The following is a 16992-nucleotide window of genomic DNA, read 5'->3' as shown; positions in this document are numbered from 1 at the left end:
TGACAGAATCGCCCGCATGAGCACCGTTGACGCTGCAGAAGACACTGACGCCCTCACAATCGGCCGCCGCATCCGACAGCTCCGCACAGCACGCGGTATGACGCTGGAAGATCTCGCCACCGCGGTCGATCGGGCGCCCAGCCAGCTGTCGATGATCGAGACCGGCAAGCGCGAGCCGAAACTCACCCTGCTGCAGTCGATCGCCCGTGCGCTCGGCACCGGCATCGACGCGCTGCTCGAGGGCGAGCCGCTCGATGAGCGCAGCGCGGTCGAGATCGCGCTCGAACGCGCCATGAAAGGACAGACGTTCCAGGCGCTCGGCATCGATCCGTTCCGCATCGCCAAGAGTGTGCCGACGGATGCGCTGAAGGCCATGCTCGCGCTGCACGGCGAGATCGATCGGTTGAAGGATGAGCGCGCCGCGACCCCGGAGGAGGCCCGCCGCGCAAACGTCGAGCTGCGACACCTCATGCGGCGACAGGACAACCATTTTCTCGATCTCGAGGCGAAGGCGGCCGAGATCCTGCAGGCGGTCGGCCACCCCGGCGGTCCGCTGACTCAGCGCACAGCATCCGAGATCGCCGCCTATCTCGGCTTCACGCTGCACTACGCCCCGGACCTGCCGCAGACCACACGCAGCGTCGCCGATCTCGCTAATGGACGCCTGTACCTCTCGAGCAGTGTGCCGGCCAAGGGCGACGCGCGCACCGCAGTGCTGCAGGCGCTGTCGAGCCGGATGCTGGGGCACTCAGAGCCGCGCAGCTACGCGGAGTTCCTGCGCCAGCGGGTGGAGACGAACTATCTCACCGGGGCGCTCCTCATCCCCGAAGCGCACGTCGTGCCTGCGTTGCAGGCCGCGAAGCAACGCAAGGCCATCTCGATCGAAGACCTGCGCGATGCGTATTCAGTGTCATACGAGACCGCGGCGCACCGCTTCACGAACCTCGCCACGCGGCATCTCGACATCCCGGTGCACTTCCTCAAGGTGCACGAATCGGGCACGATCACGAAGGCGTATGAGAACGACGATGTGAACTTCCCCACCGACCGGCTCGGCTCCATCGAAGGGCAGATGTGCTGCCGCCGGTGGACGAGCCGCGTCGTGTTCGACGAGGACGACCGCTTCAACCCCTACTACCAGTACACCGACACCGGCAACGGCACCTACTGGTGCACTGCGCGGGTCGAGGCCTCCAGCGAGGGGCTGCACTCGGTGAGCGTCGGGGTGCGCTTCGACGACACGAAGTGGTTCGTCGGGAGGGACACTCCCAACCGCGGCGTCTCCAAGCATTCGGTCGAAGTGTGCTGCCGGAGGGCGCCCGCCGACCTGGAGGAGCGCTGGCGCGAGCAGTCCTGGCCGAACGTCAAGACCCCGCGCACGTTGCTCGCTACTCTGCCGACCGGGGCGTTCCCCGGAGTCGACACGACGGACGTGTACGAGTTCTTGGAGGCGCACTCGCCGCGGTAATCTGGCGTGGACCTGACACCGGGGAGAGGGCGCCATGTCTGACACAGCTGCCGTTTCGGAGGATTCGCGCCTCTGGAGGGACGAGTTCCGGTCGCTCCTCAGCGGCATGAATCTCGTCGTACTGATCGCCGCGATCGCAGCCGGCGTGTGGGGCGTCTTCGAGTCCATGACCGATGCCGGTGGCGATCGTCTCTGGGGAAATCTCACCGTCGCGGCTCCTGGCATCTATGCCGGTTGGTGCATGCTCGAGATCGCGTGGAAGCGGCTGGCGAGCATCGGCACTGTCCTCATCCGACTCGTGTCGTCGTGCATCATCGCCCCTGCATTCGTCGCGCTGCCGGTGGCGGTCGTCCAGGCGATCGCTGTCATCTTCCCCGGTGTCCGGCAGACGATCGCCGATGCCGAGGCGGCCAACGGCGGCTTTCACTACTGGTGGAGCGAGGGGATGGCGAGCCAGCTCTTCCTCGTGCCGTTGGGAGGGTATGTCATCGGCATGTGCGTTCCGCTCGGCGTGGCGCTGATCATCACCATGCCCGTGATCTCGATCAGAGCACCGCACATCGCCGGGGCAGGCTCGCATCTCGAGAAGGTCGGGGCGGAGCAGCGGGATTCCACGACTGCTTTCGTGTTCTGCGGCCTCGGCGCCACGGTTCTCGGCATCGGCCTGTGGGTGTTCGGCGACGGCGGCAGCATCGCGGAGTTCCCCGAGGATCTAGACCGCTTCCTGCAGGCGACGTCATACGGCTACTTCTACTGGGACGACGCCGTGTGGCTGTTCGGCGTCGTCTTCGTCGTGGTCGGTGTGGCGCTGATGGGGTGGGGATGCGCCCGGGTGCTGTTCGCGCGCGGGCGTGCTGCGCGCGGGTGAGCGATTCGCGCTTCCTGATCACCCGGGGCGGTGCATGAAGACGTCGACCTCATCCTCGTAGTCGAGTTCGAATCCGTGTCGTTCGTACAGGTGCCTGGCGCGGCTGCCTTGCAGCACGTTCAGGCGGAAATGGCTCTGCTCCGCCAATACGGATCCGAGAACGCCGCTTCCGATCCCTTGCCCTTGCAGCGCGGCATCCAGATAGAAGTGCTCGATCCAAGTGCCGTCTTCGGCCGGGCGGACGGCGATCGAGCCGACATCTGCACCGCCGACGACGATGATCCGCGTCAGTGTCACGTTGAACGCCGTCAGGAAGCGCTCACGGACTCGCACCGGGTCGAAGCGGCCGAGTCGTTCGAGATCATCCCGCAGGACGACGGCCCGCAACTCGGCGATCCATTCCGCGTCGTCGACACGGCTCGGGCGCAGCGAGAGATTCACCTGTCAAGACTAGGCATGCTGCGCCACTCACTGCGTGGGACCCGCCCGGATTCAGGCGGCGTTCCAGCGCAGTCGTGGCTCGGAATCGAAGTCCTCGATGATCGCGGCGACGTCCGTGATCGGGAAAGTCGTGATGAGCAGTGGCCCCGCGCCGGCTTCGGGCGCGACGACGTAGGCGAGCGCGCCGCGTCCGGCACCCGCACTGAAAGCCACTTGGGTCTCGCGGCCGTCGACGAGAAGTGTGCGTGAGAGCGCGGGTGCGGAGAGCAGCGCGGATGCCGCCTCCGTCGCCCGCGCCAGCAGGGTCTGCCCACTCGACCACGGTACGAAGCCGTCGTCGGGTTGTCCGTACGCGCGGGCGAGATCCGCTCCCAGCCAACGCTCCCGCTTCAGTCCGTAGGGCGTCTTCATGCGCGAGAGCAGGTACCCGTAGCAGTGCACGAGTCCGGCGTTGCCGATCGGCCAGGACGCTTCGACGCCGGCGAGTTCATGAAGGTGCTCGAAGACAGCGCGCGCGAGCACAGGCTTCCCGACGTTCTCGTCGATCAAGGTGGATCGCCCCCACGCCTCGAACCGGCCCGCTGCCCGGTCCTGCTCGATGCTCGTCGTCAGCCACTCGAGCACGCCGACGGCGGCCGCGGCATCTGCCGGAGTGTCACGCGCGGCGCGTGCGGACGCGGCGTCGAGGAAGTGCACGGCGAGTTCTGTCACGGCGACAACCCTAGGCGAGGCCCGGGTGGAACAGTTCACGCGGTGTTCACAAGAAGTGGTCGCTTCGTCCATCAAGTTTGCTCATACTGGACGAAGCGTCCACACCATCGGAAAGCACTCTGTGAAAAACCGCACCACCATCATCTTCGATTTCGACGGCACCATCGCACTCGGTGACGGCCCGGTACTCGCTTACGCGCAGCAGGCGGCCGCAGAAATCGGGGCGCCGGAATCGTTCGTCGAGGGCATCCGCCAAACTCTCGCCGCAGGCGGTGACGATGCGCTCGACGGGTACGACGCGGTGCGCCGTGCGGCCGATGTCGCCGGAGCGGATGCCGGCCATCTCAGCCGTGCGTACCTCGCCAGCCGCGGTCAGCTCGGCACCGCTGACGCGCCGATCACCGCACCAGAGGGTCTTGCACAGTTCTTGGCGGAGGCCGACGCTCACCGCATCCTCGTCACGAACGCCCCCGACGTCCGACTGAACGAGGCACTGGCGTCGCTGGGACTCGACGGACTTTTCGACCGCATCGTGACGAGCGCCAGAAAGCCCGCCGGCATCGACCGGATCCTCGATGAGCTGCCCGCCGGCAGTCGCGTGCTCAGCATCGGCGACATCTGGCACAACGACCTCGCCCCGGTGCACAGACGCGGGCATGCCACCGCGCTCGTCGGCGACTTCTTCGACCCTGACGCTGACCCCACCTTCCGTGCTGCCACCCTCACCACGCTGCTGCCGCAGTTGCGCGAGTGGCTCGCGGGATCCGCCGACTCCACCTCCGACCGCACCGCCCTCACCACACTCAACGAAGGATGATCATGCGCACCTCCACCCTGCGTCACTCCGCGACAGCCCTTGTCGCGGTCGGCGCTCTGCTCGCCCTCGCCGGATGCTCCACTCCGACCGCCGAAGGGGATTCCGGCGCCCCGGCCGCCGATCCGGAGTCGCTCGTGCTGGCACTGGTCCCTTCACAGGACCAGGACGGCCTCGTCGACACCGCGGCCCCGCTGACCGACTACCTCAGTGAGGAGCTCGGCATAGAGGTCACCGGTGTCGTCTCGAAGGACTATCAGGCGGCTGTAGAGGCGATGGGCGCAGGCCAGGCGCAGATCGGCTTCCTGCCATCACTGCAGCTGTGGCAGGCCAATGACATGTACGACGCATCCGTCGTGCTGCAGACCGAGCGCAACGGCAACATCACCTACCCCGCGCAGTTCATGACGAACAACCCCGACAAGTACTGCGACGACGCCCCGGTCGAGCGCGACGGGATGCTGTTCTGCAACGGTGCCGATGCGATGGCCGGGCCTGCGGGCCTCGACAGCATCGACAAGGTCAAGGGTGCGAACGTCGCACTGCTCGGACCCGGATCGCCGGCCGGCTACATCTACCCGGTCCTCGCTCTGCAGGAGGCAGGCCTGGACACCGACACCGACATCAACCAGATCCCCGTCACGGCGAACGACGCCTCAGTGCTCGCTGTCTACAGCGGTGATGCAGAGGTCGGGTTCAGCTTCTGGGATGCCCGCTCCATCGTCGTCAAGGACACTCCTGACGTCGGTCAGAAGGTCGTCGTGTTCGCGCTGACCGAAGAGATCCCGAACGACGGCGTCGCATTGTCGTCCGACCTCTCCCCGGAGCTGCAGGAGCGCATCACCACAGCCCTGGCCGACTTCAGCGATACGGAAGAGGGCTCGAAGATCCTCGAGAGCGTGTACTCGATCACGAAGCTCGCACCCGCGAACCCTGAGTCGCTCGACGTGGTCGCGCGCGCCGCCGAAACGCTGGGACTGCAGTAAGTGCCCGACCAGCTCGAGAACGTGGACGTCGCAGCCTCGGCTGCGGCGTCCACGCCGTGGTCCATCAGCCTCGACGACGTCACGGTCCGATACCCCAACGGCACGGTCGCCCTGAAGGACGTCTCGCTCGATATCCCCGCGGGCTCGATGATCGCTGTCGTCGGGCTCTCCGGTTCGGGGAAATCCACGCTGATCCGCACGATCAACGGACTCGTCCCTGTCACGAGCGGCACGTTGGACGTGGGGGAGCACCGGGTCAGCGGTGCGACCCCGCGCGCGCTGCGCCGGCTGCGCGGTGACATCGGCATGGTCTTCCAGGGGTTCAATCTGGCCGGCCGTGCCAGCGTGCTGAACAACGTCCTGGTCGGCCGCCTCGCGCACACACCGCTCTGGCGCACCCTGCTCGGGCTCTATTCGGAGAGCGACAAGCAGCTCGCCTACCGCGCACTCGACAGTGTCGGCATCCTGTCCAAGCTGTACCAGCGGGCCTCGAACCTCTCCGGCGGCCAGCAGCAGCGCGTGGCGATCGCCCGCGCTCTCGCACAGGAACCGCGCATCGTGCTCGCCGATGAGCCGGTGGCCAGCCTCGACCCGCCGACAGCCCACGGCGTGATGGCTGATCTTCGTCGGATCAACCGCGACCTCGGCATCACGGTGATCGTCAACCTGCATCTGCTGGATCTCGCCCGCGAGTACGGCGTGCGCATGATCGGCATGCGCGCAGGCGAAGTCGTGTACGACGGGGATGCGGCAGGCGCGACGGATTCCGACTTCGAGGCGATCTACGGTCGTTCGATCAGTCCGGAGGATCGGCTTTCATGAGCCTCGCAACCTCGGCCGGTCCGAAGTCGGGCGAACGACCGCCGCTCGAGCTCCCGGACAAACCGCGGGGTGCGTGGAAGGCGCCGGCCATCGCGCTCGTGATCGTCGTGATCACTGTCGTGATGTGCCTGCCTGGATTCGGCATCGACGTCGACTTCGGCGCAATCGCGCGCAACTGGCAGAACGGTGCAGGCAAAGTCCTCCAGCTTCTCGTGCCGGACTGGGAGCTTCTTCCCTCGGACGGTCGCGCCGCTCACCGAGACCCTGCAGATGGCGGTCATCGCCACCGCGGTCGGCGCGCTCATCTCGCTTCCGCTGAGCTTCTGGGCTGCCCGTAGCACCAACCCGAACGCGTTCTGGCGCGTCCTCGTCCGCGGCATCCTGAACGTGATCCGCAGTGTTCCCGATCTTCTCTACGCTGCGGTGCTCGTCGCGATGGTCGGTGTCGGAGCTCTCCCCGGCATCCTTGCTCTGCTGCTCTTCAACGTGGGCATCATCGTCAAGCTCGTCTCCGAGGCGATCGACACGAACGAGGACGGCCCTCTCGAAGCAGGCCGCGCCGTCGGGGCCACCCAGGCGAAGATCAACCGCACGCTCGCGCTGCCGGACGCATGGCCCGCCTTCGCGAATCAGACGCTGTACGTCTTCGAGCTCAACGTGCGCGCGTCGAGCGTGCTCGGCCTCGTCGGTGCAGGCGGGATGGGGCTTCTCATCGACTCGGTGCGCACCTTCTACCGCTACGACCAGCTGTCGCTGATCATCCTGGAGATCCTCATCGTCGTGGTCGTCATCGACGTCGCCAGCTCCGCCATCCGACGGAGGCTGGTATGAGCGTCATCGTCGTCCCCGCGCGGCCGCGCAGGCCGTGGCTCGTCGCCGGCTGGATCGCCGTCACGGCGGTCGTCGTACTCGCCTTCTGGTCGATCGACATCAACTGGGTCCGGCTCGTCGACCTGCCATCGGAGATCGTGCGCTACCTCTTCCTGATGTTCGGATCCCCGAATTGGGAGAAGCTGCCGGAGGCGCTGTGGCAGACCTGGCGCAGCGTCGAGATGGCGTGGGTCGGCACAGTGCTCGGCATCCTCCTCGCCACTCCCTTGAGCCTGTTCGCTGCACGCGGCTTCGGCCCCGCGTGGCTGCGTTCGCTCCTTCGCGGCCTCTTCTCGCTGATTCGTGCAGTGCCGGAGATCATCATCGCGGTCGTGATCCTCTCCGTCACCGGACTCACGCCGTTCACCGGTGCTCTCGCTCTTGCCATCAACGGCATCGGCACACTCGGCAAATGGGGATATGAAGCTGTCGAGGGCGTCTCGCCAGGGCCGATCGAAGCGGCCCGTGCGGCCGGCGCAGGCACGTCGCAGGTGCTGCGGTGGGGGGTCTGGCCGCAGGCCGCGCCCACGTTCTGGTCGTTCTGGCTGTACCGTTTCGAGATCAATGTCCGCTCGTCCGCGGTGCTCGGGCTGATCGGCGTCGGCGGTATCGGTGACATGCTCACCTCGTACACGCAGTACCGTGAGTGGTCGACGGTGGGCGTGCTGCTCATCGTGGTCGTCATCGTCACGATGCTCATCGACTGGGCGTCCGGAGTGATCCGCCGCCGGATCATGGAGGGAGCCCGTGCCCGTGTTCTCGTCTAGCACCCCGCCCACCGTGCGCATCGCGAGCGTAGGCAACACGCTCGGCCCGAGCGAACGGCGCGTCGCCGAACTGATCTCCGAGCAGCCCGAAGCGGTCGTCGAGTGGACGGCGCAGGAACTCGCCGATCAGGCGGGCGTGGGCCGCGCGACGGTCGTGCGCGCCTGCCAGAGCTTCGGCTATCGGGGATACCCGCAGCTGCGCGTCGCCCTCGCCGCGGAGCTCGGGCAGGCGACGGATGCTGTCGCTGACCACGGACCGGGTGTGCTCGGGCGCATGCGCAGCGAGATCGACCGGGTCGCGGCCTCGCTGCCCGCGCTCGCCAGCCTGCTGGATGCCGATGTCGTCACGGAGGCGGTGCGCCTCGCCTCATCCGCCTCGCGGTTGCTCGTTCTCGCGAACGGACTCTCCTCGCCCATCGCGAGCGATCTGGCCATGCGGCTGACCGCGTCGGGGCGGCCGGCGGAGTTCATCGCCGATGCGATCGCCCAGCAGATAGCGGCCCGCCACCTCACCGACGACGACGTGTGCCTCATCGTGAGCGGATCGGGGGCGAACGAAGCGACGTTGCGGGTCGCCGCTGCCGCCTCCAGGGGAGGGGCGAAGGTCATCGCGCTGACATCGTTCGCGGCGTCGGCCCTGACCCAGCTCGCGACGCTGTCGCTCGTGATCACCCCGAGTGGGGTGAGCTTCCGTGACGAACTGGAGCACACCTCCAGGGTCGCGTACCTCGTGTTCGCCGAGGTCTTCGCCGCTGCAGTGGCCGCAGAACGGGGTGTCGATGCGCGCGAGGCACGTGCGCACGCCATGGAGATCGTGTCGGACAACCTCGGCGAGGGCGCATAGCGCGGGGCGGCGGGCCTGCTCAGTCGCGGGCGGTCTGCAGCGCCGCCCACAGCTCGGCGCGGGCGGGGAATGAACTCAGATCGAGGTTCAGCAGTCCGGCCGCCTGGGTGATCCGAGACCTGAGGGTGTGCCGATGGATGCCCAGAGCGGCAGCCGCGGACTCGTAGCGCGCGTCGTGCTCGAGCCAGATCCGCAGCGAATGCTCCAGTTCGGCGTGCGCGCGGATCGGCGCGAGCCGCGATTCGGCGACCAGTCGAGCCTCATCCGTCGCGAAGGCCGTGAGGATGCTGGACGCCACGGTGTCGACGTAGCGCACGGCCCCTGGTTCGCTGTGCCTGAGCGCGACCACGGCCTGAGCATGGGCTCTGGAGAAAGCTCCGTACCCCTCCGGCTCCGAGACGCCGAGGCGGATACCGAAACGCGTCGCCACCTCGTCGAAAAGGGCCTCGTCCTCGGCCGACACGCACATCGTCAGCCCCTCGTCCGATAAGGCCGCGAACACCGCCGTGCCGTGCTCGGCCTGGCGGCGGTCCCACCACTCGGTGATCGCATCGGCCGGCGCATCGGCATCCGCCACGGCGACGACCATGGGAGAAGCAGGCAAAGAGCCGAGCACGTGACGTGCGAGCGTCGGATCGTCGAGAAGCAGTGCGGCGAGCACCTGGGAGCGCAGTCGCCTGCGGCCGCGCTCGAGCTGGTCGTTCTGCTCCAGAGCGAGTCCCGCCATCGCGATCACCGACGTGACCACCGCACGCGCCTCTGGGTCGAGCGACGCTGTGCCGACCGCGATCACGCCACGCAGATGACCGCTGCGGCCCAGGGTGAAGAGCGTGAACGACTCCGCCCCGAGCGTCAGCGACTGCCCGGCCTGCCCGCCCCTCGTGATCAGCTCGGTGGCGCGGACGGAGAGATCGGCGAGATCGTGGGCAGGCAACCGGCCGTGCGGATGCTCGTGCACGAGCGCCCCCGTCGCATCGAACATTCCCACCCACTGCTCGAGCCGGCGCGCCAGCTCGGACAGCGTGGATTCGAGTCCTCGAGGTCTGAGCGCCGCGCGCGCGAGCGCTCGCTGAGTCTCCAGTGCCCATGTGCGCCGGGCGTACGCCTGCGCGGCGATCGCCTCGGAGTGCGCTCGGGCGACAGCGATGAAGGGCGTGTCGTACGGCACCTCGAACAGAGGGATACCCGCGGCTGCGCACGCGCTCACCAGCCGGTCGGGAATGCCGGAGAGCGCTCCGTCGGCGCCGAGGCCGATGCCGGTGCCGAACCCCAGCCCGACCACGCCGCGGGCGGCGAGTCGATCGACGTACGCGCCGATACCGCCGTCGTCCTGGTCATCGAGCTGCGATCCGGTGGTCAGGAGCGCGAGGTCGTCAGCCAGGAACGGCGTGGGGTCGGCGAGATCTGAGGAGTGCACCCAGCGCATCGGCCGATCGAGCGCGCCTTTGCGCAGCGCGTCCTCGGCGGAGACGAGTCGCAGCCCGAGATCTCGACGTCGAAGCAGTGCGCGCAATGTCGGCTGGTCCATGGCGACTCCGTTTGTACAAGCGGGTGAACGGCTACTGAAGATTGTACAGACGGGCGAATGCATCAAGGCGTCGAGGCGGAATACGCTCACGAACATGGCACTTCTCGACACCGCAGCACCCGCTCTCCCGCTCGGCGGACTCGACCTCCCTCAGGAGCGTCGCCTCGTCACAGACCTGCCGGGCCCGCGCTCGACGGCGATCCTCGCCCGCAAGGCGGACGCTGTGCCTGCAGGCGTCGGGCACACCGTGCCGGTGGCCGCCGTCGCCGCCGGTGGTGGCGTCGTCGTGGATGCCGACGGCAACTCACTCATCGATCTCGGCAGCGGCATCGCTGTGACGACGGTCGGCAATGCGCATCCGAAGATCGCCGCCGCTGTCGCCGCTCAGGCTGCGCAGTTCACCCACACCTGCTTCATGATCTCTCCGTACGAGTCGTACATCGAAGTCGCAGAAGCGCTCAACCGGCTCACCCCTGGCGACTTCGCCAAGAAGAGCGCACTGTTCAACTCCGGTGCAGAGGCCGTCGAGAACGCGATCAAGATCGCACGCAAGCACACCGGCCGCTCTGCTGTCGTCGCCTTCGATCACGGCTACCACGGCCGCACCAACCTCACGATGGCGCTCACCGCCAAGTCGATGCCGTACAAGAGCGGCTTCGGTCCGTTCGCGCCGGAGGTGTACCGCGCGCCGATGTCGTACCCGTTCCGCGACGGGCTCACCGGGCCCGATGCCGCAGCGAGAGCGATCTCACAGATGGAGAAGCAGATCGGCGCAGAGAATCTCGCCGCGATCATCATCGAGCCCATTCAGGGCGAGGGCGGCTTCATCGTGCCCGCCGACGGGTTCCTTCCCGCGCTCGCCGACTGGTGCCGCGCGAACGGAGTCGTCTTCATCGCAGATGAGGTGCAGACCGGGTTCGCCCGCACGGGGCACATGTTCGCCAGCGAGATCTTCGACATCGTGCCCGACCTCATCACGACCGCCAAGGGCATCGCCGGCGGACTGCCGCTCGCAGCCGTCACCGGCCGTGCCGAGATCATGGATGCCTCGCATGCAGGCGGTCTCGGCGGAACCTACGGTGGCAATCCGATCGCGTGCGCTGCGGCGCTCGCCGCGATCGACGTCTTCGAGAACGACGGCGTGATCGAACGCGCTCGTGAGATCGGATCGATTCTGAACGCCCGTCTCGCCGCGATCCAGTCTCAGGACCTGCGCATCGGCGACATCCGGGGCCACGGCGCGATGATCGCGGCCGAGTTCGTGAACCCGGAGACGAACGCTCCGGATGCCGCGCTCACCGCGGCTGTCGCAAAGGCCGCCATCGCACAGGGAGTGATCGTGCTCACCTGCGGAACGTACGGCAACGTCATCCGCTTCCTCCCGCCCCTCTCGATCGGCGACGATCTGCTGAACGAAGGCCTCGACGTGGTCGCGGAGGCACTCGCCGCCGCATAGAACGTCCGGTCGCGATCTGTATCGGGGGATTTCGGATCGCGACCGGCGCTTGTCACACAGTCCGCACGAACGACGAAGGAGTTGCTGATGACTGAGATCACACGGGACGTGCTCATCGTGGGCGCAGGAGCGGCGGGGCTCACTGCTGCGAATGATCTGCGGAAGGCCGGTCTCTCGGTCGCCGTGCTCGAGGCACGTGATCGCGTCGGTGGGCGGCTGTGGACCGACATCATCGACGGCGCGATGCTCGAGATCGGCGGCCAGTGGGTCTCGCCGGATCAAGATGCCCTGAAGGAGGCGCTCGAGGACCTCGGCCTCTCCACCTACAGCCGCTATCGCGACGGGGACAGCGTCTACATCGGTCCGTCAGGCGAACTCACCCGCTTCACCGGCGACATCTTCCCCGTCGCGCCTGAGACCGAGAAGGTCATGGTCGATCTCATCGAGAAGCTCGACGCCATGGTTGCCGAGATCGACCCGGACCGCCCGTGGGCGCATCCGGACGCCGAAGCGCTCGACGAGGTCTCGTTCGAGGCGTGGCTCGCACACGAGACGGATGATCAGGAGGCGCGCGACAACATCGCGCTCTTCATCGCCGGGGCCATGCTCACCAAACCCGCACACGCCTTCTCCACGCTGCAGGCGCTGTTGATGGCGGCCTCTGCCGGTAGCTTCTCGAACCTCGTCGACGCGGACTTCATCCTCGATGAGCGCGTCGTCGGCGGCCTTCAGCAGGTGCCGCTGCTGCTCGCAGAACGACTCGGCGATGATGTGCTGCTCGACCAGCCGGTGCGTTCGCTGGAGTGGGGCGACTCCGGGGTTACCGCCACCACGGATGACCTGACCGTGCGGGCGCGCTTCGCGATCCTCGCGCACGCACCCGTGCTGTACAACCGCATCTCTTTCGTTCCGCCGATGCCGCGCAGACAGCACCAGCTGCACCAGCACCTCTCGATGGGTTTCGTCATCAAGGTCCACGCGGTGTACGACCGTCCGTTCTGGCGTGAGCAGGGACTCAGCGGCACCGCATTCAGCCCGTACGAGCTTTCGCACGAGGCATACGACAACACGAATCATGCCGATGAGCGGGGAACTCTCGTCGGCTTCGTCTCCGACAAGAACGCTGATGGGGTGTTCGAGCTCAGTGCCGAGGAGCGCAAGGAGCGCATTCTCGAGTCCCTCTCGCACTACTACGGCCCAGAGGCGAAGAATCCTGTCGTCTACTACGAGAGCGACTGGGGCAGTGAGGAATGGACGCGCGGTGCGTACGCCGCGAGCTTCGACCTCGGCGGGCTCCACCGCTACGGCAAAGACCTGCGCACACCCGTGGGGCCGATCCACTTCGCGTGCAGCGACCTCGCCGGAGCCGGCTACCAGCACGTCGACGGTGCCATCCGCATGGGGCATCTGGTCGCGTCCGACATCGTGGAAGCGAGCCGCTCATGAGCGGAGCGATCGTCGTCGGGTACACCGCGACGGATGCCGGAGCCGATGCCGCAGCTCTCGGCGCGCGCCTGGCGCGCAGTCTCGATGCCCGCCTGCACCTGGTGATCGTGCTGCCATCGGAGGGCACGCGCAGCGCGGCCGTTCCGCCGGAGCGCGCCTACGAGGATGTCATCCGCGCGCAGGGTAAGAAATGGCTCGCCGAGGCCATGAGGCATCTCCCGCAGGAGATCACCCGCAGCGGGCACGTCCGTCTCGGAGAGTCGTTCGCCGAGGGACTGATCGCCGCGGGTGAGGAGTTCGGCGCCCGCCTGATCGTCGTCGGCGCCGCAGAGGGGGCCGGCTTCGGGCGTCACCGTCTGGGAGGCGTGGCATCCGCACTCGTGCATTCCTCGCCCATCCCGGTCGCACTCGCACCGGCGGGAACCGCTCAGCAGTCCGCGGATGTCATCCCGCGGATCACCGCAGCGCTGGGCACCCGCGCCGGGGCCGATGTTCTGCTCGACGAGGCCGTGGCGATGACGACCGACAGCGGCACGCCGTTGCGACTCGTGTCGCTGGTGCCGTTCGACGTTCCGCCAGGGCTCGACACCGGAGCGATCCGTGTCGTCGCGGGAGGCCACGCCGACGAGGTGCTGGCCGCGGCGAAGACCGCTCTGCCGAAGAACATCGAGGTATCGGCCGAACAGGCGCCGGGAGACAGCGTCGAGGATGCCGTCACCCACCTGTCCTGGCTGCCGGGCGAGGTCATCCTCGTCGGCTCGAGTCGACTCGCCCAGCCGCGCCGACTCTTCCTGGGATCCACCGCAGCGAAGATGCTGCGCGTGCTTCCCGTTCCCATGATCGTCGTGCCACGCACCCGCACAGGTGCCCAGGTCGAAGGAGACCTCGCATGAGCACCACACCTCCCACCACGGATTCAGCACCAGAACCGGCACCAGTCACCGGAGGGCTCTCGCAGAAGGGGCTGAGCGCCGGGACCGTCGGTCTGATCGGCGCTGTCGTCATCGGCATCTCCTGCATCGCGCCGGCCTACACGCTCACCGCGGCGTTGGGCCCGACGGTGTCCGAGGTCGGGTTCCAGGTCCCGGCGATCATCCTGATCGGCTTCATCCCGATGCTCCTCGTGGCCTTCGGCTACCGCGAGCTCAACCGTTCGATGCCCGACTCGGGCACGTCGTTCACCTGGGCAGCGCGCGCCTTCGGTCCCTGGGTGGGTTGGATGGCGGGCTGGGGACTGATCGCCGCGACCATCCTCGTCCTCTCCAATCTCGCCGGCATCGCGGTGGAATTCCTGTTCTTGCTGATCGATCAGATCGCGGGCAATCCCGGCACCATCGCCGAACTCGCCTTCAACCCGTTCATCAACGTCGCCGTCTGCCTGCTGTTCATGCTCGGCGCGACGCTCGTGTCGTACCGCGACATGCAGACGACGCAGAAGCTGCAGTACTACCTCGTCGGCTTCCAGCTGCTCGTGCTGCTGATCTTCTCGATCACGGCGTTCGTGCAGGTCGCGCAGGGCAACGCCTTCGACGCGAGCCCGATCGAGCTGAGCTGGTTCAACCCGTTCGCGGTCGGATCGGTCGGCGCGGTCGTCGCAGGTCTCTCCCTGTCGATCTTCATCTTCTGGGGGTGGGATGTCACTCTGACGATGAATGAGGAGACGAAGAACCCCGAGAAGACGCCTGGGCGCGCGGCGACCCTCACGGTCATCACGATCGTCGTCCTCTACCTGCTGCTCTCGCTTTCCCTGCTGTCCTTCGCCGGCATCGGCACCGGCGCGCTCGGACTCGGCAACGAAGACATCCAGAGCAATGTCTTCTTCTATCTGTCCGGGCCCATACTCGGGCCGCTCGCGTTCCTCGTCTCGCTCGCCGTGCTCACCAGCTCGGCGTCGTCTCTGCAGTCGACCTTCGTCTCGCCTGCACGTACGCTGCTCGCGATGGGGCACTATGGGGCGCTGCCCTCGCAGTTCGCCCGCGTCAGCCCGCGGTTCTTCACACCGGGATACGCGACGATCATCGCCGCGGTCGTGGCATCCGCCTTCTACGCCGTCATGCGATTCATCAGTGAAGACGTCCTGTGGGACACCATCACCGCGCTCGGCATGATGATCTGCTTCTACTACGGCATCACCGCGTTCGCCTGCGTCTGGTACTTCCGCAAGCAGTGGTTCGATTCGGCACGCACGTTCTTCTTCACGCTGCTCTTCCCCCTCGTCGGAGGGGTCATCCTGGCCGCGCTGTTCGTCATGACACTCGTCGACAGCATGAACCCCGATTACGGGAGCGGATCCAACATCGCCGGCGTCGGACTGGTGTTCATCCTCGGCGTGACCGTCATCGTCCTCGGCATCCTCATCATGATCTGGCAGGCGATCAAACGCCCGGCCTTCTTCCGCGGTGAGACGCTGGCGATGGACGCCCCGCCCAGTCTGCGCCGCCGCTGACATCCTCCCCGTCCCACAGAAAGAGAACACGATGACGACTGCACCCAACGAAGCCGCCCTGCTCGACAGCGTTCCGACCGGCCTGTTCATCGGCGGGCAATGGGAGGACGCCGAAGGCGGACGCACTTTCGATGTGCGTGACCCCGCGACCAATGCCGTGATCCGCTCCATTGCCGACGCGACGCCTGCCGACGGCATCCGCGCCCTCGATGCGGCCGCCGATGCCCAGGAGTCCTGGGCTGCGACCCCGGCGCGCACGCGCAGCGACATCCTGCGCAGAGCGTTCGACCTCGTGCAGGAGCACAAGGAGGACTTGGCGCTGCTGATGACCCTCGAGATGGGCAAGCCGCTCGCCGAAGCGCGTGGCGAGGTCGTCTACGGCGGCGAGTTCCTGCGCTGGTTCAGCGAGGAGGCGGTGCGCATCTCCGGGCGGTACGGATCGAACCCCGAGGGCACGGGGCGGATGGTCGTCTCGCAGCGGCCGGTGGGTCCGTCGTTCTTCATCACGCCGTGGAACTTCCCGTTCGCGATGGCGACCCGCAAGATCGCGCCCGCCCTCGCTGCCGGATGCACGGTGGTGATCAAGCCGCCGGCATTGACTCCGCTGACCACGATGTTCTTCGTCTCGCTGCTGGAGAAGGCGGGTCTCCCGGCCGGCGTGGTCAACGTCGTGCAGACCTCGTCGTCGTCCAAGCTCTCGGCGCCGATCATCGCCGACCCTCGACTGCGCAAGCTGTCCTTCACCGGATCGACCGAGGTGGGGCGGAAGCTCATCGCACAGGCTGCAGAGGGCGTCCTGCGTGTGTCGATGGAACTCGGCGGCAATGCCCCGTTCGTCGTCTTCGACGACGCCGACCTGGACAAGGCGGTCGACGGCGCGATGCTGGCGAAGTTCCGCAACATCGGCCAGGCGTGCACGGCGGCGAACCGCTTCATCGTGCATGCGGACGTCGCGGAGGAGTTCGCACGTCGCGTGACCGAGCGTGTTCAGGCGATGAAGATCGGGCGCGGCACCGAAGACGGCGTCACGATCGGTCCGCTCATCGACGCGGATGCCGTGGCGAAGGCCGGCGAGCTCGTGGACGATGCAGTGGGCCGCGGGGCAAAACTGCTCGCCGGCGGACATGCGATAGACGGTGAAGGCACGTTCTTCGAGCCGACCGTGATCACGGAGGTGGCTGCGGGGAGCGACATCCTCCGGGAGGAGATCTTCGGGCCCGTACTGGCGATAGCCACCTTCACGGATGAAGCCGAGGGCGTGCGACTCGCGAACGACACCGAGTACGGTCTGGTGTCGTACGTCTTCACTGAGGATCTCGCCCGCGGACACCGGATGATCGATGCGCTCGAGACGGGCATGATGGGCCTCAACGTGGGCGTCGTCTCGAATGCCGCTGCCCCGTTCGGCGGTGTCAAGCAGTCCGGCATCGGTCGCGAGGGCGGACTCGAGGGCATCCACGAGTACCTGTCGACCAAGTACACGCTGATTCCCAACTGAACACTCCGAAGACGACCGAGAGGACTG

The 16992-nt window shown here is 67.1% G+C and carries 16 protein-coding genes; 13 read left to right on the top strand and 3 right to left on the bottom strand.

All coding sequences use genetic code 11. The features are described from left to right. The first annotated feature begins 16 nt into the window (after positions 1–16). Together QFZ46_RS03335 and QFZ46_RS03330 are read left to right on the top strand one after the other, a co-directional pair. A complete protein-coding gene (locus tag QFZ46_RS03335; RefSeq protein ID WP_307358285.1) occupies positions 17–1468 on the top strand; it encodes a helix-turn-helix domain-containing protein in 1452 nt (483 codons plus the stop codon). Positions 1469–1502: 34 nt separating this feature from the next. After that, a complete protein-coding gene (locus QFZ46_RS03330; protein WP_307358283.1) occupies positions 1503–2336 on the top strand; it encodes a hypothetical protein in 834 nt (277 codons plus the stop codon). Positions 2337–2354: 18 nt separating this feature from the next. On the opposite strand, the gene QFZ46_RS03325 is transcribed toward QFZ46_RS03330, so the two are convergent. Further along, complete coding sequence (locus QFZ46_RS03325; protein WP_307358281.1) at positions 2355–2777, bottom strand: GNAT family N-acetyltransferase; 423 nt, start codon at positions 2775–2777, stop codon at positions 2355–2357. Positions 2778–2828: 51 nt separating this feature from the next. Then, positions 2829–3488, bottom strand: a complete 660-nt coding sequence (locus QFZ46_RS03320; protein ID WP_307358279.1) for an amino acid deaminase — start codon at positions 3486–3488, stop codon at positions 2829–2831. A 121-nt stretch (positions 3489–3609) separates the two neighbouring features. Here QFZ46_RS03320 and QFZ46_RS03315 point away from each other — a divergent pair, with 121 nt between their 5' ends. The 6 genes from QFZ46_RS03315 to QFZ46_RS03290 all read left to right on the top strand — a co-directional run bounded on the left by QFZ46_RS03315 (position 3610) and on the right by QFZ46_RS03290 (position 8591). Then, complete coding sequence (locus QFZ46_RS03315; RefSeq protein WP_307358277.1) at positions 3610–4305, top strand: HAD family hydrolase; 696 nt, start codon at positions 3610–3612, stop codon at positions 4303–4305. A 2-nt stretch (positions 4306–4307) separates the two neighbouring features. Continuing rightward, positions 4308–5288, top strand: a complete 981-nt coding sequence (locus QFZ46_RS03310; RefSeq protein ID WP_307358274.1) for a phosphate/phosphite/phosphonate ABC transporter substrate-binding protein — start codon at positions 4308–4310, stop codon at positions 5286–5288. Further along, positions 5289–6110, top strand: a complete 822-nt coding sequence (phnC, locus tag QFZ46_RS03305; protein ID WP_307358271.1) for a phosphonate ABC transporter ATP-binding protein — start codon at positions 5289–5291, stop codon at positions 6108–6110. A 186-nt stretch (positions 6111–6296) separates the two neighbouring features. Then, the gene (gene phnE, locus QFZ46_RS03300) at positions 6297–6941 is read left to right on the top strand and encodes a phosphonate ABC transporter, permease protein PhnE (RefSeq protein WP_307358268.1); all 645 of its coding nucleotides are present in this window, start codon (positions 6297–6299) and stop codon (positions 6939–6941) included. Continuing rightward, positions 6938–7747, top strand: coding sequence for a phosphonate ABC transporter, permease protein PhnE (phnE, locus tag QFZ46_RS03295; protein WP_307358267.1), 810 nt, complete (start codon positions 6938–6940; stop codon positions 7745–7747). The genes phnE (QFZ46_RS03300) and phnE (QFZ46_RS03295) overlap by 4 nt, the downstream gene beginning before the upstream one ends. Further along, positions 7728–8591 (top strand): MurR/RpiR family transcriptional regulator, encoded by an 864-nt coding sequence (locus QFZ46_RS03290; RefSeq protein WP_307358265.1) that lies wholly within the window; start codon positions 7728–7730, stop codon positions 8589–8591. Before phnE (QFZ46_RS03295) ends, QFZ46_RS03290 begins: the two co-directional genes overlap by 20 nt. Before the next feature lie 19 nt (positions 8592–8610). Here QFZ46_RS03290 and QFZ46_RS03285 read toward each other — a convergent pair whose 3' ends face one another. Further along, complete coding sequence (locus QFZ46_RS03285) at positions 8611–10119, bottom strand: PucR family transcriptional regulator (RefSeq protein ID WP_307358263.1); 1509 nt, start codon at positions 10117–10119, stop codon at positions 8611–8613. Positions 10120–10213: 94 nt separating this feature from the next. Here QFZ46_RS03285 and gabT point away from each other — a divergent pair, with 94 nt between their 5' ends. From gabT to QFZ46_RS03260, 5 genes are all read left to right on the top strand, one after another. Beyond that, a complete protein-coding gene (gabT, locus tag QFZ46_RS03280; RefSeq protein WP_307358261.1) occupies positions 10214–11575 on the top strand; it encodes a 4-aminobutyrate--2-oxoglutarate transaminase in 1362 nt (453 codons plus the stop codon). A gap of 87 nt (positions 11576–11662) precedes the next feature. Next, positions 11663–13021 (top strand): flavin monoamine oxidase family protein, encoded by a 1359-nt coding sequence (locus QFZ46_RS03275; protein ID WP_307358259.1) that lies wholly within the window; start codon positions 11663–11665, stop codon positions 13019–13021. Next, complete coding sequence (locus QFZ46_RS03270; protein ID WP_307358256.1) at positions 13018–13914, top strand: universal stress protein; 897 nt, start codon at positions 13018–13020, stop codon at positions 13912–13914. Before QFZ46_RS03275 ends, QFZ46_RS03270 begins: the two co-directional genes overlap by 4 nt. Further along, complete coding sequence (locus tag QFZ46_RS03265) at positions 13911–15467, top strand: APC family permease (protein ID WP_307358253.1); 1557 nt, start codon at positions 13911–13913, stop codon at positions 15465–15467. Before QFZ46_RS03270 ends, QFZ46_RS03265 begins: the two co-directional genes overlap by 4 nt. 31 nt (positions 15468–15498) lie before the next feature. Further along, on the top strand, positions 15499–16965 hold the full coding sequence (locus QFZ46_RS03260) for an NAD-dependent succinate-semialdehyde dehydrogenase (RefSeq protein WP_307358251.1): 1467 nt from the start codon (positions 15499–15501) through the stop codon (positions 16963–16965). Positions 16966–16992: the final 27 nt, after the last annotated feature.

It is taken from the genome of Microbacterium murale (assembly GCF_030815955.1).
GTDB classification, from domain to species: Bacteria; Actinomycetota; Actinomycetes; order Actinomycetales; family Microbacteriaceae; genus Microbacterium; species Microbacterium murale_A.
This window is presented reverse-complemented; position numbering and strand designations above follow the sequence as displayed.